The sequence below is a fragment of the Streptomyces sp. NPDC037100 genome, assembly GCF_055606225.1.
In genome coordinates this window covers 625,190-645,450 of record NZ_JBVJSX010000005.1, presented here as the reverse complement: position 1 = coordinate 645,450, position 20,261 = coordinate 625,190, and the positions used below count along the sequence as shown (strand labels likewise).

Annotated in this window: 16 protein-coding genes; 5 read left to right on the top strand and 11 right to left on the bottom strand. The window is 73.9% G+C overall.

Annotated features, from left to right (window positions below; all coding sequences use genetic code 11):
• Positions 1-60 precede the first annotated feature (60 nt).
• Positions 61-732 (bottom strand): TetR/AcrR family transcriptional regulator, encoded by a 672-nt coding sequence (locus tag ACZ7EG_RS20280; RefSeq protein ID WP_471080322.1) that lies wholly within the window; start codon positions 730-732, stop codon positions 61-63.
• Positions 733-859: 127 nt separating this feature from the next.
• Between ACZ7EG_RS20280 and ACZ7EG_RS20275 the strand changes: the two genes are divergently transcribed.
• Positions 860-1,423 carry an NAD(P)H-dependent oxidoreductase gene (locus ACZ7EG_RS20275; RefSeq protein WP_471080319.1) on the top strand — a complete coding sequence of 188 codons (564 nt, stop codon included), beginning with the start codon at positions 860-862 and terminating at the stop codon, positions 1,421-1,423.
• A gap of 291 nt (positions 1,424-1,714) precedes the next feature.
• Here ACZ7EG_RS20275 and ACZ7EG_RS20270 read toward each other — a convergent pair whose 3' ends face one another.
• Genes ACZ7EG_RS20270 through ACZ7EG_RS20255 form a run of 4 tightly spaced genes read right to left on the bottom strand, consistent with a single transcriptional unit; the run spans position 1,715 to position 6,480 of the window.
• Complete coding sequence (locus ACZ7EG_RS20270; RefSeq protein WP_471080316.1) at positions 1,715-2,845, bottom strand: XdhC family protein; 1,131 nt, start codon at positions 2,843-2,845, stop codon at positions 1,715-1,717.
• Positions 2,838-4,949, bottom strand: coding sequence for a xanthine dehydrogenase family protein molybdopterin-binding subunit (locus ACZ7EG_RS20265; protein WP_471080313.1), 2,112 nt, complete (start codon positions 4,947-4,949; stop codon positions 2,838-2,840). Before ACZ7EG_RS20265 ends, ACZ7EG_RS20270 begins: the two co-directional genes overlap by 8 nt.
• Positions 4,946-5,938 (bottom strand): FAD binding domain-containing protein, encoded by a 993-nt coding sequence (locus ACZ7EG_RS20260; RefSeq protein ID WP_471080310.1) that lies wholly within the window; start codon positions 5,936-5,938, stop codon positions 4,946-4,948. Before ACZ7EG_RS20260 ends, ACZ7EG_RS20265 begins: the two co-directional genes overlap by 4 nt.
• Complete coding sequence (locus tag ACZ7EG_RS20255) at positions 5,935-6,480, bottom strand: (2Fe-2S)-binding protein (RefSeq protein WP_471080307.1); 546 nt, start codon at positions 6,478-6,480, stop codon at positions 5,935-5,937. The genes ACZ7EG_RS20260 and ACZ7EG_RS20255 overlap by 4 nt, the downstream gene beginning before the upstream one ends.
• A gap of 238 nt (positions 6,481-6,718) precedes the next feature.
• On the opposite strand from ACZ7EG_RS20255, the gene ACZ7EG_RS20250 reads away from it, so the two are divergent.
• The gene (locus tag ACZ7EG_RS20250) at positions 6,719-7,297 is read left to right on the top strand and encodes a TetR/AcrR family transcriptional regulator (protein ID WP_471080304.1); all 579 of its coding nucleotides are present in this window, start codon (positions 6,719-6,721) and stop codon (positions 7,295-7,297) included.
• 220 nt (positions 7,298-7,517) lie between these two features.
• Here ACZ7EG_RS20250 and ACZ7EG_RS20245 read toward each other — a convergent pair whose 3' ends face one another.
• From ACZ7EG_RS20245 to ACZ7EG_RS20235, 3 genes are all read right to left on the bottom strand, one after another.
• Entirely contained in the window at positions 7,518-8,540 is a 1,023-nt protein-coding gene (locus ACZ7EG_RS20245) for a hypothetical protein (RefSeq protein WP_471080301.1), read from the bottom strand.
• Complete coding sequence (locus tag ACZ7EG_RS20240) at positions 8,537-10,204, bottom strand: serine/threonine-protein kinase (RefSeq protein ID WP_471080299.1); 1,668 nt, start codon at positions 10,202-10,204, stop codon at positions 8,537-8,539. Before ACZ7EG_RS20240 ends, ACZ7EG_RS20245 begins: the two co-directional genes overlap by 4 nt.
• A gap of 163 nt (positions 10,205-10,367) precedes the next feature.
• Complete coding sequence (locus tag ACZ7EG_RS20235) at positions 10,368-12,857, bottom strand: SpoIIE family protein phosphatase (RefSeq protein ID WP_471080296.1); 2,490 nt, start codon at positions 12,855-12,857, stop codon at positions 10,368-10,370.
• Positions 12,858-13,592: 735 nt separating this feature from the next.
• On the opposite strand from ACZ7EG_RS20235, the gene ACZ7EG_RS20230 reads away from it, so the two are divergent.
• The 3 genes from ACZ7EG_RS20230 (at position 13,593) to ACZ7EG_RS20220 (ending at position 17,650) form a co-directional block, all read left to right on the top strand.
• Positions 13,593-14,567, top strand: a complete 975-nt coding sequence (locus ACZ7EG_RS20230; protein WP_471080293.1) for an alpha/beta hydrolase — start codon at positions 13,593-13,595, stop codon at positions 14,565-14,567.
• Positions 14,568-14,809: 242 nt separating this feature from the next.
• Complete coding sequence (locus ACZ7EG_RS20225; RefSeq protein WP_471080290.1) at positions 14,810-16,129, top strand: helix-turn-helix domain-containing protein; 1,320 nt, start codon at positions 14,810-14,812, stop codon at positions 16,127-16,129.
• A gap of 330 nt (positions 16,130-16,459) precedes the next feature.
• Entirely contained in the window at positions 16,460-17,650 is a 1,191-nt protein-coding gene (locus tag ACZ7EG_RS20220; RefSeq protein WP_471080287.1) for a CaiB/BaiF CoA transferase family protein, read from the top strand.
• A gap of 21 nt (positions 17,651-17,671) precedes the next feature.
• Here ACZ7EG_RS20220 and ACZ7EG_RS20215 read toward each other — a convergent pair whose 3' ends face one another.
• The 3 genes from ACZ7EG_RS20215 to ACZ7EG_RS20205 form a co-directional block, all read right to left on the bottom strand.
• Positions 17,672-18,649, bottom strand: a complete 978-nt coding sequence (locus tag ACZ7EG_RS20215) for a TerC family protein (protein WP_471080284.1) — start codon at positions 18,647-18,649, stop codon at positions 17,672-17,674.
• 85 nt (positions 18,650-18,734) lie between these two features.
• Positions 18,735-19,379 carry a phosphoribosyltransferase gene (locus ACZ7EG_RS20210; protein ID WP_471080281.1) on the bottom strand — a complete coding sequence of 215 codons (645 nt, stop codon included), beginning with the start codon at positions 19,377-19,379 and terminating at the stop codon, positions 18,735-18,737.
• A 195-nt stretch (positions 19,380-19,574) separates the two neighbouring features.
• A complete protein-coding gene (locus ACZ7EG_RS20205; RefSeq protein WP_471080278.1) occupies positions 19,575-20,234 on the bottom strand; it encodes a dienelactone hydrolase family protein in 660 nt (219 codons plus the stop codon).
• Positions 20,235-20,261: the final 27 nt, after the last annotated feature.

The following is a 20,261-nucleotide window of genomic DNA, read 5'->3' as shown; positions in this document are numbered from 1 at the left end:
CGCCCTTCCGGCGGGGGAGTTGTGAGAAACCCGTGAGCGCTCACGAGGTACCGCGGGCGCCTATCGGCAGGCGGTGCCCGCGCCCGTGACCCGGTCGACCAGGTCGACCCACGCGGCCTCCAGCCGGGCCAGGGGGATCCCGCGCTGCCTGGTCAGGTGGTGGATCAGGGCCGGGTCCAGCTGGCCCATCAGCGTGTGGGAGAGGAGATCGCAGTCCGCGTCGGGGACGGCCTGGCGCAGCAGCATCTCGATGTGGTGCCGCAGCACGCGGCGGGCGGGGGTGACGAAGCGGCGGTTCGCGCCGGGCTCGGCCGCCAGCTGCAGATCCAGGTCGTCGACGGAGCGGCGCACCATCGCGCAGCCGAACGCCCGCAGCCGCTCCACGGGTGGCGCGCCGGGTCCGAGCGGCGGCGGGCCACCGAGGAAGGCGGCCTGGAACTTCTTCTCGGAGTGGTCGAGCAGCGCCGTCAGCAGGCCGGTACGGTCGCCGAACCTGCGGAAGACCGTGCCCTTGCCGACACAGGCCTCGGCGGCCACGGCCTCCATCGTGACGGCCTCCGCGCCGCGCTCCGCCACCAGCCGCCCGGCGGCCTCCAGCAGCCGGGCGCGGTTGCGCGCGGCGTCGGCCCGCAGGCACGGCTCGTCGCCCTCCAGGGAGGTGCCCAGCTGAAGCAGCTCGGGGTGGCCGACGGGCTCCTGGGGCGTCGGGAAGGGGGGCGGGGCGGCGGACATGAAGCCAGCGTAAAGCATCGGGAACAAAACTGGACCGCGGTCCGGTTAGGATGCTAGAACGTTAAACGGACCCCAGTCCGGATCGTCGTCAGTGCCTCAGAGCAGCACCTCAGATGTGGGAGTCAGCATGTCCGTTCGTATCCTCGCCCTCGTCGGCAGCCTCCGCGCCGGTTCGCACAACCGCCAGCTCGCCGAGGCGTCCGTCAAGCTCGCCCCCGAAGGTGCCGAGGTGGACCTGTTCGAGGGTCTGGCCGAGATCCCCTTCTACAACGAGGACATCGACGTGGAGGGTAACGTCCCGGCGGCCGCCGCACGGCTGCGTGAGGCCGCGAACGCCGCCGATGGCCTGATCCTTTTCACCCCCGAGTACAACGGCACCATCCCGGCCGTGCTGAAGAACGCCATCGACTGGCTGTCCCGCCCGTACGGTGCCGGTGCCCTCAGCGGCAAGCCGGTCGCCGTGGTCGGCACCGCGTTCGGCCAGTACGGCGGTGTCTGGGCGCACGACGAGACCCGCAAGTCCGTGGGCGTGGCCGGCGGCAAGGTCCTGGAGGACGTCAAGCTGTCCATCCCCGGCTCGATGACCCGCTTCGCCGAGACGCACCCGGCCGACGACGCCGAGGTCGCCGAGCAGCTGACCGAGGTCATCGCCCGTCTGCACGGTCACGCCTCGGAGCCCGCCGCGGCCTGACGCCGCACCTCGCGCCCGTGGAGGGGCCGCGGCCGGAAACGGCCCCGGCCCCTCCGGCACGCCGGCGGCAGTCGTCCAAGCCGGCTGACGCCGCCAGAGGGGCCGCGGCCGGAAACGGCCCCGGCCCCTCCGGCACGTCGGCGGCAGTCGTCCAGGCGGGCTGACGCCGCCACTCGCGCTCAGACGGGCTGGGGCTGCGGCTCACGCTCAGACCGGCTGGGACTGCGGCTCACGCTCAGACCGGCTGGGACTGCGGCTCACGCTCAGACCGGCTGGGACTGCGGCTCACGCTCAGACCGGCTGGGACTGCGGCTCGCGCTGAGGGCGGTGGATCGGCCGGCCCGAGCCGGTGAGCGGTTCCCCCGTGCCGCCGTGCCGTACCGCGATGATCTCGGCCGCGATCGACACGGCGGTCTCCTCGGGCGTACGAGCCCCCAGGTCCAGGCCGATCGGAGACCGCAGCCGGGCCAGCTCACGCTCGCTCACGCCCGCGTCCCGCAGCCGCCGTTCGCGGTCCTCGTGCGTGCGGCGGGAGCCCATGGCGCCGACGTAGGCGACAGGCAGCCGCAGCGCCTCCGTCAGCAGGGGGATGTCGAATTTCGCGTCGTGGGTCAGCACGCACAGCACCGTGCGCCCGTCGGTCTTCGTGCGCCGCAGGTAACGGTCGGGCCAGTCGACGACGATCTCGTCGGCCTCGGGGAAGCGGGCCCGGGTCGCGAAGACGGGGCGGGCGTCGCACACGGTGACGTGGTAGCCGAGGAACTTTCCCGCCCGTGTCAGGGCCGCAGCGAAGTCGATCGCACCGAAGACGATCATGCGGGGCGCAGGTGCGGCCGACTCGACGAGCAGCGAGAGACCGCCGGGGCAGTGCGACCCGTCCTCGGAGAGTTCCACCGTGCCGGTGCGCCCGGCGGCGAGCAGGGCGCGGGCCCGGCCGAGCGCCGCGCGGTCCAGGTCCGGGGCCCCGCCGAGACCGCCGGCGTACGAGCCGTCGGGACGGACCAGCAGGGCCCGGCCGAGGAGGCCGGACGGGCCGCGGGCCACCCGGGCCAGGGCCACGGGTTCCTCCCGGGCGGCGGCTGCCAGGGCGGCCGTCTCGGCCGGACGGCCGCCCAGGAACGGCGTGATCATGACGTCGATCGTCCCGCCGCAGGTCAGTCCCACCGCGAACGCGTCCTCGTCGCTGTAGCCGAACCGCTCCACCACGGTCTCGCCGTCCTGGAGGGCCTGGAGGCACAGGTCGTACACCGCCCCTTCCACGCAGCCCCCGGAGACCGAGCCGACGGCCGTGCCGTCGGCGCGCACGGCGAGTGCGGCGCCGGGAGGGCGCGGGACGCTGCCGCCGACGGCGACCACCGTGGCGACGGCGAAGTCCCGGCCCTCCTCGATCCACCCGTGCAGGGGCCCTGCGAGATCAAGCATCGCCGCCCGCCAGCACGCGGTCCGGCCGGATCGGCAGGTTCCGGTGGCGTACGCCGGTCGCGTGCCACACCGCGTTGGCGACCGCCGCGGCCGCGCCCACGATGCCGACCTCGCCGATGCCCTTGATGCCCACCGGGTCGTCCGGGTCGGGGTCGTCGACCCAGTCGGCCTCGATGTGCGGCACGTCGGCGTGCGCGGCGACGTGATAGCCGGCGAGGTCGGCGCCGTAGAGGCCGCCGCTCGCCCGGTCGCGGACGGCTTCCTCGTGCAGGGCCATGGAGATGCCCCAGGTCATCCCGCCGACGAACTGGTTGCGTGCGGTGAGCGGGTTCACGATCCGGCCGGCCGCGAAGATGCCCAGCATGCGGCGGACGCGGATCTCCCCGGTGGCGGGGTCGACGGCGACCTCGGCGAACTGCGCGCCGAAGGAGTGCCGTTCCTTCCGGGAGAGGGCGCCGACGGCCTCGGCCGTGTCCGACCGTACGGTGACGCCCTCCGGCGGGATGCCTGCACCGGGCACGAGACTCCCGCGCAGTTCCTCGGCGGCTGCCATGACGGCCCAGCCCCAGGAGCGGGTGCCCGCCGAACCGCCGGCGATCATCGCGGGACCGAGATCGCTGTCCCCGATCCGCACCCGGACCCGGTCCGCGGGCACCCCCAGGGCGTCCGCGGCGATCAGGGTGAGCGCGGTCCTCGCGCCGGTGCCGATGTCCGCGGCGTTGACCCGCACCGTGAAGGTCCCGTCCGCCTGCGCGGTCACGGCCGCCGTGGACGGCATCGCCATCGTGGGGAAGGAGGCCGCCGCGGTACCCGTGCCGAGCAGCCAGCGTCCCTCCCGGCGCAGGCCGGGCCGCGGGTCCCGCCCGTCCCAGCCGAACCTGCGGGCGCCTTCCCGGAAGCAGGCGATCAGGTTGCGGCTGCCGAACGGCAGCCCGGACACCGGGCCGACCGCGGGCTCGTTGCGGACCCGCAGTTCGATGGGGTCGACGCCGCATCGCTCGGCAAGCTCGTCGAGCGCCGACTCCAGCGCGAACGAGCCGGACGCCTCGCCCGGGGCGCGCATCCAGGTCGGGGTGGGGACGTCGAGCTTCACGAGCCGGATGGCGGTGTGGTGGGCGTCTGCGGCGTACATCGAGCGGCTCGCCGCGGCGCTCGGCTCGACGAAGTCGTACACGGTCGAGGTCTGGTTCAGGGACCGGTGCTCCAGGGCGCGCAGCCGCCCGTCCGCGTCGGCGCCGAGCCTGACACGCTGGGCGGTGGGGCTGCGGTGGCCGGCGAGGGAGAACATCTGCCGGCGGGTCAGGACGACCCGTACGGGGCGCTGCAGCACGGTCGCGGCCATCACGGCGGCCACCTGGTGCGCCCGGGTGCCCTTGCTGCCGAAGCCGCCGCCGACGTGCTCGGAGCGGACCCGTACGGAGGCCGGGTCGAGGGAGAAGAGGTTCGCCAGCTCGCCGGCGACCCAGCCGGTGCCCTGGTCGGAGTCGACGACCTCCAGTCGGCCGTTCTCCCACCGGGCCGCCGCCGCGTGCGGCTCCATCGGGTTGTGGTGCTCCTCGGGAGTGGTGTACTCCGCGTCCACCACCACGGCGGACGCCGCCAGTTCGGCCTCCAGGTCGCCCTTCTCCACCACGGCCGGCATGTGCCCGTCGAGCGGGTAGGCCTCGGACTCGCGCCGCGCGGAGAACGCGACGTCGTGCGGCTCCCGGTCGTAGTGCACCACCAGGGCCCCGGCGGCCTCCCGGGCCTGCTCGGACGTCTCGGCGACGACCAGGGCCACCGGCCAGCCCATGTGGGGCACCCGGTCGTGCTGGAAGAGGCCGGTGCTCGGGTCCGGCGCGACGCCCATCATGCCGGTGAAGGCGGTGTCGACGCGCGGGGCGTTGCCGTGGTGGAGGACGGTGAGGACGCCGGGCATCGCGAGCACGGCGTCGGTGTCCAGGGCGCGGACGCGGCCGCGGGCCACGGTCGACAGCACCAGCCAGCCGTGGGCGAGGTTCGCGAAGGGGATCTCGCCGGCGTAGCGGGCCGCGCCGGTGACCTTGTCGCGGCCTTCGACGCGGGTGTGCGCGGTGCCGGCGTTGCCCTGGGTGGCGGTGGTCATCGGGCGGTCTCCTCGGCAAGTTCGCTCAGCACGGCCACGACGAGGTTGCGCATCAGGGTCACCTTGTATCCGTTGTGGGGCAGGGGCCGGGCGGCCGCCAGTTCGGCATCCGCGGCGGCGGCGAAGTGCTCCGCGTCGGCCGGGCCGCCGGTCAGGACGCGTTCGGCCGTGCGAGCGCGCCAGGGGCGGGAGGCGACCGCGCCGAACGCCAGGCGCACGTCGTGGACCCGCCCGTCACGGACGTCGAGTGCGGCGGCGACGGAGCCGATGGCGAAGGCGTACGAGGCCCGCTCGCGCACCTTGCGATAGCGGGAGTTGGCCGCTGTGGCGGTGGCGGGGAGGGTGACGCCGGTGATGAGCGCGCCCGGCGGCAGGGCGGTCTCCAGATGCGGGGTCTCCCCCACCGGAAGGTAGAAGTCGGCGAGCGCCAACTCGCCTGCTCCGGCGGCCGTCTCGTACGACACGCTCGCGTCGAGGGCGGCCAGTGCCACGCCCATGTCGGAGGGGTGGGTGGCCACGCAGTGGTCGGAGGCGCCCAGGACGGCGTGATTGTGATGCTCGCCCGCGATCGCGGGGCAGCCGCTGCCGGGGTCGCGCTTGTTGCAGGGGGAGTCGACGTCGGCGAAGTAGCCGCAGCGGGTGCGCTGGAGCAGGTTGCCGCCGACGGTGGCCATGTTGCGCAGCTGCCCGGAGGCTCCGGCCAGCACCGCCTGCGCCAGGGCCGGGTAGCGGCGCCGGACCTCGGGGTGGGCGGCCAGGTCGCTGTTGGTGACGGTCGCCCCGATGCGCAGCCCGCCGTCCTCGGCCGGTTCGACGCGGTTCAGGGGCAGTTCGCGTACGTCCACGAGCCGGGCGGGCCGTTCGACGCCGGTCTTCATCAGGTCGACGAGGTTGGTGCCGCCGCCCAGGAATCGGGCCTCCCCGTCGCCGTCGAGCAGCGCCACGGCGCCGGAGACGTCGTACGCCCGCTGGTAGCCGAACTCCCTCATGCCGCCGCTCCCTTGGTCTCCTCGGCGGCCCGGGCCACGGCCTGGACGATCGACACGTAGGCGCCGCAGCGGCACAGGTTGCCGCTCATGCGTTCGCGGATCTCCTCCGGGGTCAGCGGCGGTGGTCCCGCCTCGGGCCGGAGGTCGCCGGTGACCGCGCTCGGCCAGCCGGCCGCGTGCTCCTCGATCACGGCGATGGCCGAGCAGATCTGGCCCGGCGTGCAGTAGCCGCACTGGAAGCCGTCCAGGTCGAGGAACGCCTGCTGCACAGGGTGCAGTCGCTCGCCCTCGGCCACGCCTTCGATGGTGGTGACCTCGCGCCCCTCGGCGGCCACGGCGAGCTGGAGGCAGGCCAGGCTGCGGCGGCCGTCGAGCAGGACCGTGCAGGCACCGCACTGGCCCTGGTCGCAGCCCTTCTTGGTGCCCGTCATGTCGAGTCGTTCGCGCAGGGCGTCGAGCAGGGTGGTGCGGTGGTCGACGGTCAGCGCGTACTTCTCGCCGTTGACGGACAGGGTGAGGTCGCTGGACGTCGATGGGGGCATGGAAGCCTTCTCTCTCACATCGCCGGGTAAGGGGGCGGGGTGCTACGGGTGGTGGTGCCGGTGCGCGCCCGGGCGGGATGCGGGGCCTGCCCGGGCGGGGTGTCGGCACGGGCTGTCCGCTCGGGTGGCCCGCCGATACGATGGAACAAGCGGACAGTTGTCCGCTACTCGGGAAAAGTAATGGACAGTTGTCCGCTTAGCAAGGTCAGGTTTCGGCCGCGGCCCGCGAGGAGTACGAGTGCGGCAGAAGAAGGACGCCCCCCTGCGCTCGGACGCGCAGCGCAACCGCGAGCGCATCCTGGAAGTGGCGCTGAAGGAACTGACACGTTCGGCGGACGTCCCGCTGAGCGCGATCGCCAAGAAGGCGTGCGTCGGGCAGGGCACCTTCTACCGCCACTTCCCCACCCGCGAGGCACTCGTTCTGGAGATCTACCGGCACGAGATGCAGCAGGTCGCCGACACCGCGGCACCGCTGCTGGAGAGCCGGGAACCCGACCGGGCGCTGCGCGAGTGGATGGACCGGCTGGCGCGGTTCGCCATGACCAAGGCGGGCCTGGCCGACGCGATCCGCCAGGCCACCAGCGCACCGGGGCAGCCGGCGAAGCCCGGGCACGCCCCGGTCACCGAGGCGGCCGAGCTGCTGCTCCGGGCCGCGGAGGAGGCCGGCACCATCCGCCCGGGGATCACCGCGGACGACCTCTTCCTCCTCATCGGCGGGCTCTGGACGCTGCCCCCCGGCACCGACTGGCAGCCCCGCGCCACCCGCCTGCTGGATTTCGTCATGGACGGGCTGCGCGTGGGGGCACCCGGGAGGTGAGGCGCGAGGCCGTCGGGGGGCCGGACCTCTGCCGTGAGGCGCGAGGCCGTCGGCGGGCCGGACCTCTGCCGTGAGGCGCGAGGCCGTCGGCGGGCCGGACCTCTGACGTGAGGCGCGAGGCCGTCGGCGGGCCGGACCTCTGCCGTGAGGCGCGAGGCCGTCGGCGGGCCGGACCTCTGACGTGAGGAGCTCGGACCTCCCGCTCCGGGGCGCGTACCGGTCAGAGGCAGTCGTACGTGAAGCCGGTGGTGACCGTGCGCGGGGTCCCGGAGAGGATCCGCAGTTCGGCCCGGGCCGCCCGGTGTCCCGTGCCCTGGAAGGTCCAGCGCAGGTGAAGGCGTGCCTTCCGCTGTCCCGGGCCCAGCACTTCCTTCAGCACGCCCGAGGCGGTGCCGTCGCTCCGGATCCAGCGGTAGGACAGCGTGCCAGGGCGGCCGTCGGTGGTGACCAGGGCGACGAGGTCCGCGGTGCCGTCGCAGCCCAGGGACGTCGGCCGGGCCGTGACCGTCACCGTGCTCACCGCCAGGGGCGGCCCGAGGCGCTGCCAGGCGAGGAACGCGAGGACGCAGAGCACCACCAGCGCGGGCAGGGCGTGCCTGCGCAGTCGTCGCTCCCGGGGCGCCGGAGGCGGCGGGACGGCGGGGAGTGTCCGGTGGGTGCGGTGCTGAACGGCGGCGGTCACACCCGGGCCAAAACGCAGCACGGTTCCTTCGACCCGGTCGGGGGACGTCGGCCGGGCAGGCGCCTTCTCCGTCGCCGCCTGCTCTGCGAGGGTCTCGTCGGCTCCGGGCCGCTGGATCCAGTGGCTGGCGAGGACGGTGGCGCTGTACTCCGCGTCGACTCCGAGCATCCGGGTCCGGTCGGCGGGAGCGGGACACGTCGGCGCCTCGGGCCGTTCGCCGACGCTGCCGAGCACGGCGGTCTCTTCGGCGGCGCGGCCGAGCACGGCGGTCTGTTCACCGGCGCGGCCGAGCACCGCGGTCTCTTCGGCGGCACTGCCGAGCACCGCGGTCTGTTCACCGGCACTGCCGAGCACCGCGGTCTGTTCACCGGCACTGCCGAGCACCGCGGTCTGTTCGGCAGCGCGGCCGAGCACCGCGGTCTCTTCACCGGCCCGGCCGAGCACCGCGGTCTCTTCACCGGCACTGCCGAGCACCGCGGTCTGTTCACCGGCGGAACCCGGCACCCCTGTCCGTTCGTCGTCGGTCGGCTCGATCGTGCGGTCGTCGTCGTGTGCGGTCATCGCAGGTCGCACCGCCTGGTCAGGAGTTGCTGCGAGGCGCCGCCGTCGGCGGCGGCCGGGGTCGTGGTGACCTGCACCGTCCAGTAGCAGCCGAGGTTGAGGAAGGTGTGGTCGACGCCGAGCGTGTACTGGGTGGCGCCGCTGCGCTCGAAGGTCTGGGACGCGCCGTCGGCCGTGCCCGGCTGTCCCGCCGTGTCGCCCGCGAACCAGGAGACGGTGATGGAGACCGGGCCGGTGCCGTCCGTGGTGATGCCGAGGGTCGCCGTGGCGGTCGTGGGGCCTGTCTGCCGGAAGCCCGTCACGGTGACGTCCTTGACGGCGGGACCGGTGGGCGGGGCCGTGGTCGTCGGCGTCGCCGCGGTGGGGGGTGCGGTGGTCGTCGCGGCGGGAGCGGTTGTCTCCTCACCGCCGGGCGGGGCGGCCGAGGCCGTGGGAGTGGCGGCGCCGGTGGTCGCCGGAGCCGAGGCCGACACGGTGAGGGACGGCGACCCGGTGGCCGAGGCCGTGGGAGTGGCGGACGGGGAGGAGGCGAACGGGGAGGAGGCGGTCGGGGCGGCGGACGCAGCCGGGCCGGCACCAGACCCCGCGCTGGTGGTGGCCAGAGCCTGCGCCGCCCTCTGCGCCGCGCTCCCGGGGGCGTACGGCAGCCCGTACGTCAGGAGGGCACCGAGCAGTACGGCAGCGGCGGACACGAGCAGTCCGGGGCGGCCGGGCAGCCACGGCTGGGCCCGGCCGGGGCCCGGCGTCCGGCTCAGCACCGTGCGAGCGGTGTCCGTGGTGCTCCGGGGGGCCGTGCGGGCCGAGGGAAGGAGCAGGGGCAGCAGGGCCACCAGCGCGGCGAGCCTTCCCCGGCCGCGTTCCTCCCAGTCGGTGCCGTAGGCGGCGCCGGCGACCGCCTCCAGTTCGGTGACGAACGCCTCGGCCTGTGCGGGGCGTTCCGCCGGGTCCTTGGCCAGACCGCGCCGGACCAGCTCCCGCACCGCGGCGGGGACCTCCTCGGCGGGGACGGGCGCGTCGAGGTGCCGCAGCGCGAGCTCCGCGAGGTTGTCACCGTCGTACGGCTTGCGCCCGGTCAGGCACTCGAAGAAGGTGGCCGTGGCCGCGTAGACGTCGGAGGCGGGCGAGGCGGGTGCGCCGGTCCACTGCTCGGGGGCCATGTAGGAGGGGGTTCCCGCCACACCGGCGCTGGTGCCCGCGTCCACGGCGATGCCGAAGTCGACGAGCTTGGAGGACCCGTCCGGCACGACCAGGACGTTCTCCGGCTTGTAGTCGCGGTGGACGACACCGAGGTGGTGCGCGTCGGCGAGACCGAGCAGCGACCCCTTGAGGACGACGAGCGCGGCCTCCGGAGCGAGCGGGCCCTCCCGCCTGAGCAGCGTGCGCAACGCAACGCCGTCGACCAGCTCCATCACGATGGCGGCACCGTCCGGGCTCTCCACGTACTCGTAGAGCCCGGCGACATGAGGGCTCTCCAGCCCGCCGAGCAGCCGTGCCTCCGCCCGGAAGTCGCGCACGAACCCGGGCCGGGTGCGCAGCGACTCGCTGAGGTACTTCACGGCGACCGGCACACCGGTCTCCTCGTGCACGGCGAGGACGACCCGGCCGCTGGCCCCTGCGCCGAGTTCGAGCGACTCGGTGTATCCGGGCACCGCCCATGTGTTCATTTCCAGCCCCCCCTCAAGGCGGCCGCTCCCCAGCGGCCGGCCACGCTCGGAGACACATTTTTCGGCCACTTCGGTTGCGTGGCCAGAAGTATGTGCGAGGCGTGCCCGGACCGTGACAGAGGCGCGGTCGTGCCGCCGAGGGCCGCGAACCGGTGACGCCCGCTCAGGAGCGGGGCGGCTTCGCTGCCGGGCCGGGCACACCGAGCAGGAGCAGCGTCACATCGTCGTCAGAGGTGTCCGTGTCCGCGATGAGGGTCGTGATCAGGCGGCCCGCCGCCTGGTCGAGGGTGCCGGGGTCGTCCACGGGAGCGCCCTTCAGCGCGATGTCGACGGCGCGGGTGAGGACGTCGACCTGCGCCTCGATGTCGGTGCCGGGTCTTTCGACCAGCCCGTCGGTGTAGAGCACGAGGGCGCTGCCCGGCGGCAGCGGCCTGGTCGCCTCCTCGAAGGGCAGCCCGTGTCCCGCGTCGTTGACGCCCAGCGGCACGCCGACCGGTGAGGTCAGCCGGCAGGCCGGCCCGTCGGGCGGCAGAGCGATGACGGGCAGGTGTCCGGCCGAGCACAGGGTGACCTCGTGCCTGCCCTGGTCCAGGACCAGGTAGACGCAGGTGACCAGCTGGTCCGCCAGGTCGCCGACGAACGTGTCGAGGGCGTTCATCAGCCCGCTGGGCGTGGCACCCGTGCGGGCCAGGGCATGGGAGGCGGCGCGCAGCTGCCCCATGACGGCCGCGGCCTCCAGCCCCCGTCCCATGACATCGCCGATGAGGACGCCCGTGCGGCGCTCGTCGAGGGGGATGACGTCGAACCAGTCGCCACCCACCCCGGGGTCCTGGACGGACGCCAGGTACCGGTAGGCGCACGGCAGGTGCGCCAGACGGGGCGGCTCCCCCATGAGGCTGTGCTGCAGGGTGTAGGCGATACGCCGCTGCTGCTCGTACCGCTCGGCGCGTTCGGCCTCCAGCCGTCTGCGCTCGGTGATGTCCCGGACGGTCAGGACCACCAGGGTCTCCTGCTCGGACCGCAGGCTGCTGACGCTCACCTCGACGGGGAACTCGGAGCCGTCGCCGCGCAGCCCGAACAGGTCCGAGTCCAGGACCGTCGGCTTCGGATCCCGCAGGCGGAAGTACGCGTGCAGGAGGGCGCCGTGCCGCCGGCGCCGGGAGGCGGGCACCAGGCCGATCACGTCGGTGCCGACGAGGTCGCCCGGCACGCGTCCGAACAACCGTTGCACCTGTGGGTTGGCCATGAGGACGGTGCCGCCGCCGTCCGTGATCAGGGTGGCGTCGGGAGCGGACTCCAGTAGCGCGAGGAACCGCCGGTGCGACCGTTGGACCTCGCGCTGCGCCGCGACCTGCTCGGTGATGTCGGTGACCACACCGCACAGGGCGTACGGCGTGCCGGAGGCGTCCTTGAGCGGGAACAGGGTGGACAGGACCTCCCGCGGACCGCCCGGCAGGGCGAGTTGTTCCTCTCGTTGCACGGGCCTGCCTTCCGCCAGCATCGCGAGGTCGGCGGCTCGCGCCTGGCGCGCGAGGTCGGACGGCATGACGTCGTCGTCCCGTCGGCCGAGGACCTGCTCCCGGCGCAGGTTCAAGCTCTGCTCGAACGTCGTGTTGACGGCCAGGAAGCGGCCGTCCAGATCCTTGATGAACACCACCGCGGGCGTGTGGTCCATGAAGGCCTGCAGCAGTGCGTTCTGGCGGACCTGCCACTCGAGTCGGCCGTGTGCCACCTCGACACGACGGCCCACGGCCAGGGTCGCGAAGATCACCGCCGTGAACACGGCCACGTGGCCGCAGACGAGCAGCGCGGTGCCCAGCCTCGACCCGAACACCCCCTCGTCCTCACCCGCCAGCGTGGCCAGGCCCAGCAGCGGCGGCACGATCAGGACGGTGACGAACAGCCATCGTCCCAGCGCGCCCGTCGTCCCCGCATTCAGCAGCAGCCCCGCGCAGCCCTCTCCCGGACGGGCCAGGAAGAGCGCCGTCCCCAACAGCACCAGCGCCGCCGCGGTGTGCAGGGCCATGCCCGAGTAGGGGCCGAACTGCTCCAGTTCGTGCACCGCATAGGCGGCCCCGTACAGCCTCAGCACACCGAGGGCGCCGACGGCCAGTCCCAGGATCTGACTCACCCAGGCGGGAACCCGGGGCACGCCGGCGCACAGGGAACCCGCCCCCGCGGCCATCAGCGCCGCAGTCGTGTTCGGCGCCATCCGGCCCGGCGGCCCCGTTCCCTCGTAGACGGTGTCGTCCGCGAAGAGGAGCTCGTCGATCCCCAGAGCCGCCCCGGTCGCATACTCCGCGAGGGTGAGCGCGCCGAGCAGGGCGGCCAGGACAGCCGCCACGCGGGAGACAGCGAGCGTCCCCGGGCGGGCCCCGCCTCGTACGACCAAGTACAGGGAAAGGCCCAGCGCCACGAGAGCCACGGCCGTGTTGGCCTTCACGGCCACCGCGATGCCGGGGAGCACTCCCTTCAGAGCATCCGCCCCCGTGATCCATCCGACGAGGCTCACCAGACCCAGCAGACCGGCCGCCAGGGCCGCGGCCCCGGCCACCCGGTGCGCGGTGGCGAGAGCGCGTGGGTGGAACGGCAGCCCGTCGACCTGCTCCGCGCTGTGCGCGCCAGGCAGCCCGGGCGTCTGCTCCCTCGTCACCGCATTCTCATCCCTGCCGGATGACCACCAAAACGCATGAATCACCTTTAGTAATAGGAAAGGGTATAGCCGGGACGGGCGGCGGGCCCCGCGAGGCGGCTGGGCTCCGCGAGGCCGCTGGGCTCCGCGAGGCCGCTGGGCTCCGCGAGGCCGCTGAGTCCCGTGCTCACGGAGTCCGCGGCGTACTGACCGGTCAGTCACGACGGACTGGCTGGGCCCGCGAGGCTGCTGAGTCCCGTGCTCGACGGAGCCCGCGGCGGACTGACCGGTCAGTCACGACGGACTGGCTGTTCCCGCGAGGCTGCTGAGTCCCATGAGGTGGCTGATCCGCCAAGGGGTGGCTGAGCCCGGCGACGTGGTCGCGAGGGCCTGAGTCCCGTGAGGTCGCTGAGTCCGTGAGGCCGGTGTTCGTGCCCTGCGCGGTGGCTGAGAGTCCTGTAAGGCGGTTCAGCCCAGGTGAGGTGCTGAGCCCCGCGAGATACCGAGCCGTTGGTGGCGCCGCTCGCTCCCGGCCGCGCGGGTTCGGCAGGCCGCTACCCTGAGCGCCGAGCCCGGCGGCAGGCACCCGAAGTCGCTGCCGCGCTCGCCCGGAGGCCGGCCAGGCCCCCTCGCCCGTCCCCGTGGCACCACCCGCCGTACGGCGGGCAGTTTCCGCCGCCCGGCGGCGTCCCCGGGCGGGGCCACCGGCCCGACCATGGCTGCACGAGCCGCCGCGACCTCGCGTGAGGAGACGCCATGACCCACGTTCCGCCCCCGTTCGACCCCGAACTCGCCGCCGCCCTGGAGCTGATCAAGGACGTGATCAGCCCAGGGCTGACCGCCGACGAGATCGCCGAGGTGCGCCAGGGGCCGGGCATCCAGCTGCTGGCCGAGCTGGACCTGACGTCGGGCGGGGCGTTCGATGTGGAGGACCGGCAGGTGCCGGGGCCGCAGGGGGAGCCGGACATCTCCCTGCTGATCTGCCGCCCGGCGGCGCCGGGGACCGCCGGGCCGCGCCCCGTGATCTACCACGTGCACGGCGGCGGCATGGTCCTCGGGAACAACCGGGTCGGCGTCGACGTCCCGCTGGCGTGGGCGCAGGTGCTGGACGCGGTCGTGGTGTCCGTGGAGTACCGGCTGGCGCCGGAGCATCCGCACCCCGCGCCGGTCGAGGACGTCTACGCCGGGCTGCTGTGGACGGCGGACCACGCCGCCGAACTCGGCGCGGACCCCGAGCGGATCGTCATCGCGGGCGCGAGCGCCGGCGGCGGGCTGAGCGCGGCCCTGGCCCTGCTCACCCGGGACCGCAAGGGACCTCAGCCGATCGGACAGGTGCTGATGTGCCCGATGCTCGACGACCGCAACGACACGCCCTCGACGCATCAGATGGCGGGCCTCGGGGTGTGGGACCGCACCGCCAACGAGACCGGCTGGAGCGCGCTGCTCGGCTCGCGCCGCGGCGGCCCCGACGTGCCGGCGTACGCGGCGCCGGCCCGCGCCGAGGACCTGACGGGGCTGCCTCCCGCCTTCCTCGACGTGGGCTCGGCGGAGACCTTCCGCGACGAGGTCGTCGCCTATGCCTCGCGCATCTGGCAGGCCGGCGGCGTGGCCGAGCTGCACGTGTGGCCGGGCGGCTTCCACGGCTTCGACGGATTCGCACCTCAGGCGGCGGTGTCGCAGGCGGCGCGAGGAGCCCAGCTCGCCTGGCTGCGGAGGTTGCTGGGGGTGTGAGGGGGCGAGGGCGGCGGGTCCGGTGAAGCCACGCACGCGACTGCCCGCACGAGCGGCCGCATGCGGAGGTTGCAGGGGGTGTGAGGGGCGGGGGCAGCGGGACCAGCGAAGCTCTCGGACGTCGACCGACCGCAAGACGGCCTCGGACTGCCAGGGGTGAGCAGCGCCGGGCGCGGCGGGTCCGGCGAAGCCCTCGCACTCCGACCGACCGAAAATGCGGCCGCATACCGCACCATGGGCCTATGAAAGAGCTGGCCGGGCGGCTGACCGCCCTCGACCCGGATGCCGGTGCGGCGGTCCGGGTCATCGCCTACTTCGACCGCCTGGCCGAATCCAGGGCGGGGGTGGAGGCGCTCGTGCGCGGCGCCGCGGTGCTGGCCGGCTGCCCGGCGCGGCTGGTGGATCCGGAGCGGCGTGTGCAGGTGAGGGTGGAGGCCGACGGCACCCGCCGTGACGGGGAGGCCCCACCGGACCCGGCCTGGCCCTGCGCGCGACTGAGCCCCGACAGCGCGGCGGTGCTGTGGCTGGAGCGTGGAGCGGGCGATGCCCGGCCCCGGGGGGCCGCGGCGAAAGGGCTCGAAGCGGGATACGCCCGGGCCGTGCCCGAGAACGCCGACGCGCAGCATGTGGCGGTCGCCCCCAGCGTCGTCGACGCCGTGATCCTGGAACGGGCCGCCGGTGCCGTCCGGCTCGTCCTCGACCGCACGCGCGGCCGGGCACCGGCCGACGATCCGGCGCTGGTCGAGACCCTCCTCGACGCCACGGCCCCCGAACAGGCCCGGCTGCTCGCCGCCCGCCGCCTCGGTCTGGACCTCGCCGCCCACGCCCGGGCTCTCGCCCCGCTGAACGGGCGGCCCCGGGTGATACCCGCCGATGCGGGGTCCGTCCCGCAGGCAGGTCATCCGGCCGCGGAAGGCACCGCCCGGCCCGGGACCGGCCTCACGAGCCCGGCAGCCGTACGGACCGCCCCCGGTCCCGGCGACGGCGCAGGTGAACTCCCTCCCGCAGCTCGACCCGCCATCCCGGTGCCGACCGCTCCGCGTCCCGGGACCCGCTCGACCGCGTCCCCCGCCGGTCTCCACCCCACCCCCGCCGACCTCCACCCCGCTCCCCCGGAGCCCCGCCTCCCCGCCGGGCGCCTCGGTGTCGGGCCCGCCGTGCCCGTGCTCGAGCTGCCCCGCTCCTGGGCCGGGGCCCGCACCGCCCTGCGGTTCACCGCCGAGGACACCCCACAGGACCCCGGGCCCTCGGTCGTCCACGCCGACGAGCTGGGCGGTATCGCCCTTCTCGCCGACCTCGTCGCGCCGGGTTCCGAGCCGCCGGAAGACGTCCGTGCCCTGGAGACCGCCGCCGCGACCGCCCCCTGGCTGCCCGCCACTCTGCACGCGGTCGCGTCCACGTCGAGCCTGCGGGCGGCCGCCGCCGAGATCAACGTCCACCACTCCACGCTCCAGGAACGCCTGACCCACGCCGAGCACCTCCTCGGCTGGCCGGTACGCACGCCGCAGGGACGGCTCCGCCTGCAACTCGCCCTCACGATGCGCCGACTGGCCCGGCCATGAGCGTCGCAGGCCCCGCCGTGTCCGCCGTAGTCGGCCATGAGCGTCATACGCCCCTCCGTATCCACCGCAACCGGCCATGACCTCGCAGAGCCCGCCGTATCCGCCGCGCCCGGCCATGAGCGTCATACGCCCCGCCGTATCCGCCGCAACCGGCCACGGCCCGCCGCACGCGGCGGGAAAGCCGGACGTGAAAGCCGCACGTCAGCGACACTGCCCCCTCCGAAACCGTCCGTCGGCGTGATCCGGATCGCGTCGGCGGCCCGCCCTCCGGCTCTCCTCCTGCGGCAGACTGTCCGAGCGCCCTCCATACACGATTCGGGAGCTTGAGGCATGAGCGTGCAGCGGTACCCCCTGGCCGGGGTCACGGTGGTCAGTCTGGAGCAGGCCGTGGCCGCGCCCTACGCCACCCGGCAGCTCGCCGACCTCGGGGCCCGGGTGATCAAGGTGGAACGGCCAGGCGGCGGCGACTTCGCCCGCCGGTACGACACGACCGTGCACGGGCACTCCAGCTACTTCGTCTGGCTCAACCGTTCCAAAGAGTCCCTCACCCTCGACCTGAAGGACCCCCGCGGTCACGAGATCCTGCACGACCTCCTCGACGGCGCCGACGTCTTCGTGCAGAACCTCGCCCCGGGCGCCGCCGCCCGGCTCGGTCTGGACGCCGCCACCGTCACCAGCCGCCGGCCCGGCCTGATCCCCTGCACGATCTCCGGCTACGGCACGAGCGGCCCCTGGGCCGACCGCAAGGCCTACGACCTGCTCGTGCAGTGCCAGACCGGGCTGGTGTCGCTGACCGGAACCCCCGAGGGCACCGCCCGGACCGGGATCTCCGTCGCCGACATCGCCGCCGGGATGTACGCCTACAGCGGCGTCCTCACGGCCCTGTACACCCGCGCCACCACCGGCGAGGCCCACCCCGTGGAGGTGTCGCTGTTCGAGGCGCTCGCGGAGTGGATGGGCCAGCCCGCCTACTACACCCGGCACGGCGGCACCCAGCCCCCGCGCCTGGGCGCCCAGCACGCCACCATCGCGCCGTACGGGACGTACACCGCCGCCGACGGCAAGGACGTGCTGTTCTCCATCCAGAACGAGCGGGAATGGGTGGCGCTGTGCGCCGAGTTCCTCGGCCGTCCGGAGCTGACCGACGATCCGCGGTTCGCCACCGGCTCGGACCGTGTCGCCCACCGCGAGGAGCTCAACGCCGTCGTCGCCGAGCGTTTCGCCCGCTCCGGCTCCGACGAGATCCTCAAGGACCTGGAACGCATCGGCATCGCCTGCGCCGGGGTCAACGACGTCGCCGCCTTCCTGGACCACCCCGTGCTGGCCGCTCGCGGCCGCTGGAGCGAGGTCGAGGTGCCGGGCGCCACCGTGGAGGCCCTGCTGCCGCCCGCCGACCTCGCGGGCCTGCCCGCGCGCATGGACCCCGTGCCGGCGGTGGGCGAGCACACCGAGGCGATCCTGGCCGAACTGGGCCGCACCGATGAGGAGGTGGAGGCGCTGCGTGCGGACGGGGTTGTCTGACGGCAGCCCCTCCCCCGCCGCCTAGCGGGACTCCGCGGCAGGCTCCCCGGACGCCTCGGCCTGCTGCTTCGACGCGCGCAGGCTCGTGAACGTCGTGACCGCCAGGACCAGCACGATGAAGCCCAGCGAGAACGGGATGCCGATCTCGGGAACGTGGACACCCGACTCGTGCAGCGCGTGCAGCACCAGCTTCACGCCGATGAAGCCGAGGATGATCGACAGGCCGTAGGAGAGGTGGACCAGCCTCTTCAGCAGGCCGCCGATGAGGAAGTACAGCTGGCGCAGGCCCATCAGGGCGAAGGCGTTCGCGGTGAACACGATGTACGGGTCCTGCGTCAGGCCGTAGATGGCCGGGATGGAGTCCAGGGCGAACAGCACGTCGGTGGAGCCGATCGCGAGCATCACGACCAGCATCGGGGTCATGATCCGCTTGCCGTTCTCGGTGATGAACAGCTTCGTGCCGTGATAGCGGTCGGCCACGCCGAAGCGCTGCTCCGCCATCTTCAGCAGCTTGTTCTCCTGGTACTCCTCGTCGTGGTCCTGCTTGCGGGCGTCCTGGACCAGCTTCCAGGCGGTCCAGATCAGGAACGCGCCGAAGAGGTAGAAGACCCAGGAGAAGGCGGAGATGATCGCCGCCCCGGCCGCGATGAACACCGCCCGCAGCACCAGGGCCACCAGGACGCCGATCATCAGCACCCGCTGCTGGTACTGCGTGGGCACCGCGAACTTGCCCATGATCAGGACGAACACGAAGAGGTTGTCGACGCTGAGCGACTTCTCGGTGATGTACCCGGCGAAGAACTCGCCCGTGGGCCCGCTCCCACCGGCGAACCACAGCCCCGCGCCGAACAGCACGGCCAGGACGACCCACACCACCGTCCACGTCCCGGCTTCCTTGATGGACACGTCGTGCGGCTTTCGGCCGACGAAGAAGTCGACGGCGACGAGCACGCACAGGGCGGCCGCGGTCAGCAGCCACACGGACGGCGAGACGTTCACTTGTTACTCCTGATGCAGGTGTGGGGAGGGGACATCGTTGTCCGGTGTGGCTGGTTCCCGCCACCCCTGCCAGGTGAACAACGGGTCAAAGCTGCACGTGCAGCGCTTCCATCACGTCCTCGTCCGTCAGCTGGTCGAAGTTCTCGTACCACAGACCCACGGCCATGAACGCGGCCGGGCAGTGCAGGCAGATCACCTCGTCGGCCTCGGCACGCATCGACTCGGCGCCCTCAGGGGAGCAGACGGGCGCGGCCAGCAGCACCCGCGCGGGAGCCTGACGGCGTACGAAGCGCAGCGCGGCACGGGCCGTGGAACCGGTGGCCAGGCCGTCGTCGACGACGATCACGGTCCGTCCGCGCAGGTCCGGGGCCGGCCGGCCCTGCCGGTACAGCCGTTCGCGGCGCCGCAGTTCGGCGCGCTCCCGCTCGATGACGGGGGCGAGGGCGGCCTCGCCGATACCGAGGTAGCGCAATGCGTCCTCGTCGAGGAGCGGCACCTCGTCCCCGGCCATCGCACCGACGCCGAGCTCCTCCTGATGGGGCGCCCCGATCTTCCGTACGACGAGCACGTCGAGCGGGGCGTCCAGCGCGACGGCCACCTCGTGTGCCACGGCGACCCCGCCCCGGGGCAGGGCGAGGACGAGGGGGTCGGGCAGGTCTCCCGCGCGCCGCCGGGTGCGCAGCGTTTCGGCCAGTTCGCCGCCCGCCTGCCGGCGATCATGGAACCGCATGTCGGTCACCTCTGCTTCCCGCACGAAAAGGGCCCCCGGCCCGTCCGGCTCCCGGCCCGTCCGGCTCCCGGCCCGTCCGGTTCCCGGCCCGTCCAGTCCGGTCCGGCTCCCGCGTACCCCCGCGCCCGCCGGGCGATGCGCGCCTTCCGGGCGATGCACGCCTTCCGGGCGATGCACGCCTTCCGGGCCCGGCGGTCATCGGCCTGTGCCCGTCCTCAGCTGCTCGTCGCACCACCGCCGGGCGACGTCGGTGACCTGGTCGAGTGCGCCGGGTTCCTCGAACAGGTGAGTCGCACCGGGCACCACATGGAGGGTGTGCGGGGCGGGCAGCCGCCGGGCCGCCTCCTCGTTGAGCCGCAGAACGTGTGTGTCCCGGCCGCCCACGACGAGCAGCACCGGGACGCGAACGGCGGCCAGGGCGTCGCCCGCCAGGTCGGGTCGGCCGCCGCGCGAGACGACAGCCCGTACCCGGTCGGGGCGTTGCGCGGCGGCGACCAGGGCCGCGCCCGCGCCGGTGCTGGCGCCGAACAGGACGACGGGCAGGCCCGAGGTGTCCGGATCCTGCGCCAGCCACTCGAGTGCGGCCGCCAGCCGGCGGCCCAGCAGGAGGATGTCGAAGCGGAGTTCGGCGGTGACGGCGTCCTGGCGTTCCTCGTCCTCGGTGAGCAGGTCGATGAGCAGGGTGCCGAGCCCGGCGGTGCGCAGACCGGCGGCGACCTCGCGGTTGCGGGGGCTGTGCCGGGAGCTGCCGCTGCCGTGCGCGAAGAGCACGACCGCGCGGGCGTCCCGCGGCAGGGTCAGGTCGCCGGTGAGGCCCACGCCGTCGGCGGGCAGGGTGACCGTCCGGGAGATCATCGTCAGCCTCCTCTCCCCCCGCTCCCC

Coding starts and splice junctions, on each gene's coding strand:
- ACZ7EG_RS20280 (WP_471080322.1), bottom strand. CDS start 732: ATGTCCGCCGCCCCGCCCCCCTTCCCGACGCCCCAGGAGCCCGTCGGC.
- ACZ7EG_RS20265 (WP_471080313.1), bottom strand. CDS start 4,949: ATGACCACCGCCACCCAGGGCAACGCCGGCACCGCGCACACCCGCGTC.
- ACZ7EG_RS20255 (WP_471080307.1), bottom strand. CDS start 6,480: ATGCCCCCATCGACGTCCAGCGACCTCACCCTGTCCGTCAACGGCGAG.
- ACZ7EG_RS20225 (WP_471080290.1), top strand. CDS start 14,810: ATGAAAGAGCTGGCCGGGCGGCTGACCGCCCTCGACCCGGATGCCGGT.
- ACZ7EG_RS20245 (WP_471080301.1), bottom strand. CDS start 8,540: ATGACCGCACACGACGACGACCGCACGATCGAGCCGACCGACGACGAA.
- ACZ7EG_RS20220 (WP_471080287.1), top strand. CDS start 16,460: ATGAGCGTGCAGCGGTACCCCCTGGCCGGGGTCACGGTGGTCAGTCTG.
- ACZ7EG_RS20275 (WP_471080319.1), top strand. CDS start 860: ATGTCCGTTCGTATCCTCGCCCTCGTCGGCAGCCTCCGCGCCGGTTCG.
- ACZ7EG_RS20240 (WP_471080299.1), bottom strand. CDS start 10,204: ATGAACACATGGGCGGTGCCCGGATACACCGAGTCGCTCGAACTCGGC.
- ACZ7EG_RS20260 (WP_471080310.1), bottom strand. CDS start 5,938: ATGAGGGAGTTCGGCTACCAGCGGGCGTACGACGTCTCCGGCGCCGTG.
- ACZ7EG_RS20270 (WP_471080316.1), bottom strand. CDS start 2,845: ATGCTTGATCTCGCAGGGCCCCTGCACGGGTGGATCGAGGAGGGCCGG.
- ACZ7EG_RS20230 (WP_471080293.1), top strand. CDS start 13,593: ATGACCCACGTTCCGCCCCCGTTCGACCCCGAACTCGCCGCCGCCCTG.
- ACZ7EG_RS20205 (WP_471080278.1), bottom strand. CDS start 20,234: ATGATCTCCCGGACGGTCACCCTGCCCGCCGACGGCGTGGGCCTCACC.
- ACZ7EG_RS20210 (WP_471080281.1), bottom strand. CDS start 19,379: ATGCGGTTCCATGATCGCCGGCAGGCGGGCGGCGAACTGGCCGAAACG.